The organism is Bacillus sp. mrc49 (assembly GCF_002803435.1).
In genome coordinates, this window is sequence record NZ_PHNG01000644.1 from 1 (window position 1) to 8,836 (window position 8,836).

Below are 8,836 nucleotides of genomic sequence, written 5' to 3' on the forward strand. Positions count from 1 at the left end.
GGGAGCAAGGGCTGGGTTACGGAAATAGGAAATGCCGGCAAACTTGCAGGAGCCATCTTTCATGCTTTGGAATTGAAGGAATCCGGGGAACTGACAAAGATAGGGTCGGATTTACAAAAATTTGCAAAAAACAACTTTTCTATAGAGATTTTAGCTGAAAACGTATATAATGTTTATTTGAGGATGAAAAATTAAAATAACCATTTATATATAGGTTTTCTTATAGATCGTTACGGGTATTAGATTTTTAGTTGAATTGAGGTGGTTCTTAATGTTAATTGGGGCCTTGTTGGTATCCTTTTTATTATCCATTTTTTTGACTCCTTTTGTCGGAAAACTGGCCTTTAAATTAGGAGCTACCGATAAACCGAATGAGCGAAAAGTGCATAGTAAAATTATGCCGCGAATGGGCGGTTTAGCCATATTTTTGAGTTTTTTCATTACTTTTTTACTCTTTACGAAAGATTTCTCGGGACAATTGCCACTCCTGGTCGGCGCTCTCATAATCATATTGATCGGCATGGCTGACGATATCTATGAATTAAAAGCCGCACCCAAATTCCTGGGCCAGGTTTTGGCTGCCCTCATCATCGTATTATGGGGCGGTCTTAAGGTGGAATTCATCAATTTGCCGTTCTTTACCGATACACTTGAATTTGATGTTTTTAGTATACCGATCACCATTTTGTGGATTGTCAGCATCATCAATGCCATCAACCTGATAGATGGCCTCGATGGACTTGCAGGTGGTGTTTCAACCATTGCATTAGTGACGATCGCAACGATGGCGCTTATCAAAGGCGATTTATTCGTTGCCACGGTAGCCTTGATCGTAATTGGAAGCACTCTTGGCTTCCTGAAATATAATTTTCACCCGGCAAAGATCTTCATGGGGGATACAGGAGCCCTGTTCCTCGGTTATATCATTGCCGTCCTGTCCCTGCAAGGGTTCAAAAACGTTACGATGATCTCCCTGATCGTGCCGATCATCATCTTGGGCGTGCCGATTTCGGATACATTTTTCGCGATTATCCGCAGGCTTGTCAATAAGCAGCCGATTTCCGCTGCTGATAAATCCCATCTGCACCACTGCTTAATAAATTTGGGGTTCACTCATAAACAGACCGTTTTGCTCATCTACGCCTTAGCTGCTTGCTTCGGCTTGGCAGCCATCATTTTCTCGTTTGCCACAATGTGGGGGGCCTTGATCCTTGTGACGGGTCTGCTGCTGATCATCGAGATTTTTGTCGAGAAGATCGGTTTGGTCAATTCAAACTACCAGCCGCTGCTGAAGATGCTCAATTTTAAAAACAAACCATGATAGATGAACAACTAGATTACTAGATTCTTGCATGAATAGTTGAAAAAGCTCCAACCGAGTCTGTACGCGGTTGGAGCCTTTTTTTGTTTAGGTTTACAGAAAAAACCCCACTTTTACAAGTGGGGTTTTTTTCATTCTTCTATTTGTGGCTGGACGGCTTCGGTTTGATTGGTGACTTCTTCTTTAGGTCCCAAATTCAAATGTGATTGAAGCAATAGCTTTGTATTGGCTACGGATGTTTCATTCAGCTGATAATAGTAGGTTCCGTTAATGGTGGAATCCTGTCCTTCAAGCTTGAGTGTCTCAAGATTAAGGCCGTTATCGCCAGTTACATATTTTATGAAACCTTTAATTTGTGAGAATTGTAGGTTCGTTGTCATATTGTCACCGACAGCTTCCATTACGTCTGTATACTTCGTCAAAGATCCAGCGGATGTTGCCTTGGAGATGATGGCTTTAAGGACTTCCTGCTGACGCTCGCCGCGTTGGATATCACTGTCCTGTTTACGTGTCCGGGCAAAGGCAAGGGCTTCTTCACCATCAACCGTTTGAATTCCTTTTTCCAGATGGATCGCATTCTTTTTGTCATGTGAATCCATTTCGTGCATTTCGTATGGTACGTCCACTTCGATTCCATCCAATGAATCGACAACATCTATGAAAGCATTGAAGTTCATGCGGACATAATAATCGACTGGGACATCAAATAATTCCTCCACGGTGTCCATCGTCGCCTTTGGACCTCCGGCTGCATGGGCCGCATTGATTTTTGTGGTGACTCCCTTGGCAGGTACATACACATATGAATCACGCGGAATGCTTAAAAGTTTAATCGATTTTTGATCTTTATTGAATGTAGCCAGGATTAGCGCATCCGAGCGCGAATTTCCTTGATAGTCACGTTCGTCACTATCATCGATTCCTATGAAGAGGATCGAGAAATTATCTTCGAGAGGATCGACGGATGCACTCCGCTTCGCCGAAGCCTCCACCGGATCATACGAATCATGGAATACATTCTGAGCCTTCATATATAGAGTTGCAGCATAAGTGGTAGCGCCCAGGCCCAGTACAAGCAGGGGCACCAGGAATATCCACAGCCTCTTTCGCCTTTTTTTCTTTGTCTTTTTTATTTTATAGACACGCCTAGTAGTAGACATCTTTTCTTCTCCTTTTAAATAACGAACTTCAGACATAAATCGCTATTTTTCGAATCTATCTATTTATATTTCGTCATATATTAACCCTAATTTTACAATGATTTAATAAATTCGTAAAATAAATATTTCTTTTCAATTGTATTACAACCTAAAAAAGGAAAAAAAAGCAGGGGGAAATCAGGCGAATGCTTCTTCCAAATAAAGCATTTCGCCTTCCGCGATCTGTCCTTGACCATTTGTCAGCTCTGTCATCCAGGAGATATAGGATTCTTTTTGTGCCTCTTCCGCATATACGAGGATCGTTACCTGATCGAGGTATTGAATTTCCTTTATTTGATAGATGGAAGAACGTAATTCGTTCTCCAATTTTCCGAGCCACGTATAGTCGATCGTTGTCGAAATGACCCGCATTAACTTTCTGATGACGATGCCAGTGGCATTTATCCCTTCTGAAGTCGATTTGCTATAAGCGCGGATGAGACCTCCGGCACCTAGCTTGATGCCCCCGAAATATCTTGTGACCACTACGGCGGTGTCCTTCAAATCTTTTTTCTTAAGAACCTCAAGGATCGGGACGCCTGCCGTGCCGCTTGGCTCCCCATCATCGAGGGCCTTTTGGATTTGGTTTTGTTCACCGATCATATAGGCTGAACAATTATGTGTAGCATCTTTATGCTTTTTCTTGATTTCCTGGATGAATGCCTGGGCGTCTTCTTCCGTTTCGGCTCGGGTGATGTGCGAGATGAAACGGGATTTCTCGATGATGATTTCATGTTCCCCGCGTCCTGCCACCGTTAAATATTGAGTGAGCATACCTATTCCACCTTCGTACTTACTATTAGTTGATTCATTATAAGTCTTTGTGTAAAAAGTGGCAATCATGTTTCGTTTTTGGGGCAGATGTGTAAAGAAACTTTAATATAAGAAAAAGAAGTCCGTGTTATAATTAGTTCTATTGCCTGCCATGTGTGCAGCGAATATTATGCTTAAAAGAATAACATTTAGGAAAAACACCGGGTTTTGGTCACAAGTCCTCGCTTGTTCCCATCGTGCCCGTTCAATTCGATGATTTTGCCATTTAATAAATCGATCTGTTTCATATGATAATCAATGGAGTGGAATACTCGATTCGATTGAAAAGGATCATTTGTATTGGGCTAATGGGAATGGATTTGCCTTTTAAGGGTATGGTAGACTACCAATTCGGCCATAATACCTATAACCGGGAGATATGTACCATATATGTACATTTCGTAAAAATTTGACAATGAAATTAACGTATTTTTCTTCTTTTTTTGGTACAATATGTTCATGAAGGTTACTGCATATTAACGTTACCTGAAATAACCATTCATGAAAAAGGAAAGAACTTTTTTCCATATACATAGTCTTTAAGACAATAAATTTTTTAAGTCTTTTGATTTAAGTGGAGGGATCTTAATGTCCATAAAAAAGGTTGATGCTAAGGCATTGGACAAGATCTTAGAAACAATGGTGAGCACTGTTAGTGAAAGCAAGGATGAAGTCTTTGACATCGGCGAGCAATGCCGCAAAGATTTTGAATCATTAACAAAAGAGCTTGATGATGTGAAAATCAGGGTTGCCATTGTAATAACCGACAGCGATGCACTGGATTCAAAAGCCAGATTTGCTCGAAAAAGGCTTTCCGAGGTCAGTATGCACTTCAACCATTTTTCTGAAGAGCAGGTACGGGATGCTTATGAAAGGGCACACAAGCTGCAAGTCGACCTGCAAATAAACCGGCAATTGGAGAAGGAACTTCGAAATCGCCGGGATGAACTTGAATTAAGGTTACGGGCCTTGCAGCAGACGATCGATAAAGCGGTACATCTTGTTTCGCAAATATCGGTCGTACAAAACTATTTGACCCAGGACCTGAAATTCGTAGGGGAAGCATTGCAGGAAGCGAAACGCAAACAAGACTTCGGCTTGAAGATAATTGAAGCCCAGGAGCAGGAACGCAAGAAGCTCTCGCGGGAAATTCATGATGGTCCAGCACAAATGCTCGCGAATGTCATGATGCGTTCAGACTTGATTGAACGTGTCCAACGGGAGAGAGGTCCTGATGAAGCGCTCGTGGAAATCCGCAGTTTGAAGGTCATGGTAAGGAATGCCTTATATGAAGTGCGCAGGATCATTTATGATCTTCGTCCCATGGCACTTGATGATTTGGGCCTTGTTCCTACCCTCAGAAAGTACCTGCAAACGACCGAAGACTATAATGATGGCGTGCATTTGAATTTCGTCAATCTTGGACAGGTCAAAAGGCTTCCTTCTGACATGGAGGTCGCATTATTCAGGCTCGTTCAAGAAGCCGTACAAAATTCATTGAAGCACGCGGAGCCAAAACAGGTTCAAGTTAAACTGTCCATTTCGAAAGAGATGGTGACCGTTGTCGTCAAGGATGACGGAAAAGGGTTTGACAGTTCCATTCAAAAAGAAGGCTCATTTGGCTTGGTAGGAATGAGAGAGAGGGTCGAGCTGCTTGAAGGTGAAATGACGATCGATTCACAGCCAGGCGCAGGCACTTTGGTATTTATACAAATTCCCTATCAATTATAAATTATAGAGAATAGGCATTTTAAATAGAAACTAGGAGGAAGAAGCCGTTGAAGACTAGTATCATCATTATCGATGACCATCAGCTTTTCCGTGAAGGCGTAAAGCGCATATTAGATTTTGAATCATCATTCGATGTTGTTGCCGAGGGTGATGACGGAAGTGAAGCAATGGATCTCGTTGAGACACATAAACCAGATGTTGTTATCATGGATATCAACATGCCGAATATGAATGGGGTCGAAGCCACAAAAATGCTTGTGAACCGCTACCCTGAAACAAAGGTCATCATCCTTTCGATTCATGATGATGAGAATTACGTACAGCATGCGTTGAAAACGGGAGCCCAAGGTTACCTATTGAAAGAGATGGACGCCGATGCGTTGATCGATGCCGTTCGTGTAGTGGCGGAAGGCGGTTCATATCTTCATCCGAAGGTTACGCATAATTTGGTTAAAGAATATCGCCGCTTGGCTGCCGACGAGGGTACCGATCGCGATTCCGTCCATACGATAGAAATCAGGAGACCGCTTCACCTCCTGACTCGCCGCGAATGTGAAGTGCTTCAACTTTTAGCTGACGGAAAAAGCAACCGCGCCATTGGCGAAACGCTATATATCAGTGAAAAAACAGTCAAGAACCATGTAAGTAACATTCTTCAGAAGATGAATGTGAATGACCGTACACAAGCGGTTGTCCTGGCTATTAAAAACGGCTGGGTAGAAGTGAAATAATTCTTCCGATTATATCCGGCTCTTCAGTTTTCGCAATGCGTACTGAGGAGCCGGACTTTTTTTTACCTTCAGCCTTTACAAATTTTAGGTATTGAAAAAGCTCTTTAATGCAAATAGAGGCGTTTTCAGCTAAAATGTTGAATAAGAACAAAAAGAGCAAATTTTTATAAGGATGGTACTTATTATGAAAACGGCAGTCGTAACAGATAGCACTGCATATATACCTAAGGAAACGCGTGAACGTTTACATATACATATGATGCCGCTTAACGTCATTTTCTCCAATGAAGCTTACCGGGAAGAAGTTGATATTACTGCGGATGAGTTTTACGAGGAAGTGAAGAGGCAGGAGAAATTGCCGACGACTTCACAGCCTCCGATCGGACTGTTCGTCGAGAAGTTTGAGGAGCTGGAAAAGGAATATGATGATGTCATTTCGATTCATTTATCGAGTGGCATCAGCGGCACGTATCAAGGCGCAGTATCAGCCGGGGAGATGGTCGAGGGAATTAATGTTCATGCCTTTGATTCGGAGATCAGCTGTAGCGTCCAGGGATTTTATGTTCTGGAGGCGGCAAAGATGGCCCTTGAGGGGAAAGGTGCAGGAGAGATCATGGCCAGGCTCGAAGAAATGAAACCGTCCGTTAAGGCATACTTCATGGCGGACGATCTATCCCACTTACAGCGTGGGGGACGGTTAAGCAGTGCCCAGGCTTTGATCGGCAGCCTGCTTCAAGTGAAGCCGGTCCTCCATTTTGTGGAGAAGGTCATCGTCCCGTTCGAAAAAATCCGCACAAGGAAAAAAGCGATGAAGCGGATTGCCGATTTACTTGGAGAAGATGCGGCAAGCGGTGCGAAGTATAAAGCCGTCATCATTCATGCAAGGCGAGAAGCCGAAGCCAAAGACTGGAAAACCGAGCTTGAAGCACGATTCCCGAATGTGGAATTTGACATCAGCTATTTCGGTCCCGTGATTGGAACCCATCTAGGTGAAGGCTCGATGGGAATGGGCTGGTATAAAGTATGAACAAGGACGTCCTCCCCGAATTGGGAGGCGTTTTTTTTATGGAGAGACAGGAAACGGTACGGCTTATATCGAATGATAGGGAGAGTAAATCCATGACGAAAGAAGGGTGCAGTTTGAAACATTCAAGCATTCCTCGGCCTTTTTCTCCCGAACTTCAGAACCACCTCTCTGGAAGGCACCTGCTGTCCTCCGAAATCCCCTTTTCCGAAGCAAAGATCTTAGAACATCTCAAAAATGGGCATGTCTCGCATACAAGCGGCGTGCAATCCGGAAACGGTAAGTTTACCTGTCTGCGCTGCGGCAACAAAGATCAAGCCATGTTTCATACAATCCCGTGTAAGGTCTGCAATCGAGACTGCGCTTACTGCCGCTCTTGCATCATGATGGGGCGTGTCAGCGAATGCGCAAGATTGTATCAATGGATTGGCCCCGGCTTGTTGTATGCCATTCCTGACCCTGTCATGTGTTGGGACGGCAAGCTATCTGACGGGCAGAAAACGGCCTCGCAACGTGCAGTCGGCGCGGTGAATGAAAAGGAGGAGCTCCTGGTATGGGCCGTCTGAATAGCCCGTAATGAATACATAAAAATTGCTCAATTAAAAACGCCAATCAATTATGACGTTATCACCATCTAGATGGATCTCTTTTATAAATGTTTGTATGATTGCCTGTTTGTCCTTAAATTCTAAATCCTCAAAATCGCTTTGAATATTAGCTAACATATCTTCAGTTATTGTTTGCGTTTCCTCTTCTAATGTTGACCTTTGATCATTTATTAATTTTGCTTTTTCAGCATTTAACTTGTTCATTTGCTTTTCCAGTAAGTCATTATTGATTAATTCATTTGAGTATAATTCAATTATTCGTTCCATTTTTTTATCTGTATCTTTTATTAATTTTTCATAATTAATTTTCTTCTCATTTTTTTGTGCCTTCGATTTTTTTATGGTTATATTTTTTAATTCGCCAATAACTAATGATTCCAATTTAGATCTATTCCAATTCTTATTGTTGCACTTCTCATCATACTCGGAAGGAAATCTTCTTGCTCGGCAAATGTAGTAATAATAATTTTTGGGATTTTTCTTTGAAATGCTGCTTGAATACGATACGAAAGGTTCGTTACAACAATGACAACGTAAAAGCCCAGATAAAAGGCTTCTCTTAGCCTTGTGAGCGTTATTACCCTTATGGCGCCGTAATAGCACCTGTACGCGTTCAAATTGGTCTGGGGATATAATGGGTTGGTGTTGTCCTTTGTATGTCTTACCGGCGAAGCTAACCATGCCTACGTATAAAGAATTAGCCAGGATATCCCTGTACCTTCTAAATCTCCATACTGTAGACCCTTCTTCTTTTAGGCTTTGTTGTACCTTTGTGATGGAGTGATACTGCTCATAAAGATCAAAAGCTCTTTGAATATGACTTGCCTCTTCCTGCTTGATAACTAGAAATCCGTTTTCTCTCAAATACCCTGCTGGATCATAATCTCCACCCATAGAACCTAAACCATTTTCAGCGCGTTTAATATGTCCCATCCTCATTCGCTCGGCAATCGTTTCACGTTCTAATTGAGCAAATACAGAAAGAATTCCAATCATTGCTTTTCCAAATGGTGTTGAAGTATCAAGGGTTTCAGTAATAGAAACAAAATCTACATTGTTTTTTAAAAAGTGTTCTTCAATTAATTCAAGAGTGTTTTTTTGGGATCTTGATAATCTGTCCAATTTATAAACAAGAACTACATCGATATCTTTTAAATCCTTTATCATTCTTTGTAAGTCAGGACGTTCTAGCGTTGACCCAGAGTAACCTCCGTCCACATAGATATTGAAGATATCCCATCCCTTGGCTTTACAGAATGCTTCCATGCGCTCTTTTTGCACTTCAATACTGTAATTTTCAACTTGCTCTCTTGTACTAACGCGAATATATAAAGCCGCCTTAGTCATAAATAATCACCTTTCAAATTAGAATTTTATGTTTAATGGGGCCATGTACCAAACTAACTTCC

General features: G+C 42.0%; 9 protein-coding genes. 6 read left to right on the forward strand and 3 right to left on the reverse strand.

Going from position 1 to position 8,836, the window contains the following annotated elements:
- Together CVN76_RS07775 and CVN76_RS07780 are read left to right on the forward strand one after the other, a co-directional pair.
- Positions 1–195 (forward strand): hypothetical protein (locus CVN76_RS07775; RefSeq protein WP_442857560.1); only part of this gene is annotated, 195 nt, incomplete at its 5' end.
- 76 nt (positions 196–271) lie between these two features.
- A complete protein-coding gene (locus CVN76_RS07780) occupies positions 272–1,321 on the forward strand; it encodes a glycosyltransferase family 4 protein (protein ID WP_100530818.1) in 1,050 nt (349 codons plus the stop codon).
- Between the two features lie 131 nt (positions 1,322–1,452).
- On the opposite strand, the gene CVN76_RS07785 is transcribed toward CVN76_RS07780, so the two are convergent.
- On the reverse strand, positions 1,453–2,481 hold the full coding sequence (locus CVN76_RS07785) for an LCP family protein (protein ID WP_100530819.1): 1,029 nt from the start codon (positions 2,479–2,481) through the stop codon (positions 1,453–1,455).
- A gap of 177 nt (positions 2,482–2,658) precedes the next feature.
- A complete protein-coding gene (locus CVN76_RS07790; RefSeq protein ID WP_100530820.1) occupies positions 2,659–3,294 on the reverse strand; it encodes a YigZ family protein in 636 nt (211 codons plus the stop codon).
- A gap of 627 nt (positions 3,295–3,921) precedes the next feature.
- On the opposite strand from CVN76_RS07790, the gene CVN76_RS07795 reads away from it, so the two are divergent.
- The 4 genes from CVN76_RS07795 (at position 3,922) to CVN76_RS07810 (ending at position 7,385) form a co-directional block, all read left to right on the forward strand.
- Positions 3,922–5,064 carry a sensor histidine kinase gene (locus CVN76_RS07795; protein WP_061141212.1) on the forward strand — a complete coding sequence of 381 codons (1,143 nt, stop codon included), beginning with the start codon at positions 3,922–3,924 and terminating at the stop codon, positions 5,062–5,064.
- A 47-nt stretch (positions 5,065–5,111) separates the two neighbouring features.
- On the forward strand, positions 5,112–5,795 hold the full coding sequence (locus CVN76_RS07800) for a response regulator (RefSeq protein ID WP_061141211.1): 684 nt from the start codon (positions 5,112–5,114) through the stop codon (positions 5,793–5,795).
- Between the two features lie 184 nt (positions 5,796–5,979).
- On the forward strand, positions 5,980–6,822 hold the full coding sequence (locus CVN76_RS07805; RefSeq protein ID WP_061141210.1) for a DegV family protein: 843 nt from the start codon (positions 5,980–5,982) through the stop codon (positions 6,820–6,822).
- 92 nt (positions 6,823–6,914) lie between these two features.
- A complete protein-coding gene (locus CVN76_RS07810) occupies positions 6,915–7,385 on the forward strand; it encodes a hypothetical protein (RefSeq protein ID WP_157805601.1) in 471 nt (156 codons plus the stop codon).
- Positions 7,386–7,418: 33 nt separating this feature from the next.
- Here CVN76_RS07810 and CVN76_RS07815 read toward each other — a convergent pair whose 3' ends face one another.
- On the reverse strand, positions 7,419–8,774 hold the full coding sequence (locus CVN76_RS07815; RefSeq protein ID WP_100530822.1) for a recombinase family protein: 1,356 nt from the start codon (positions 8,772–8,774) through the stop codon (positions 7,419–7,421).
- Positions 8,775–8,836: the final 62 nt, after the last annotated feature.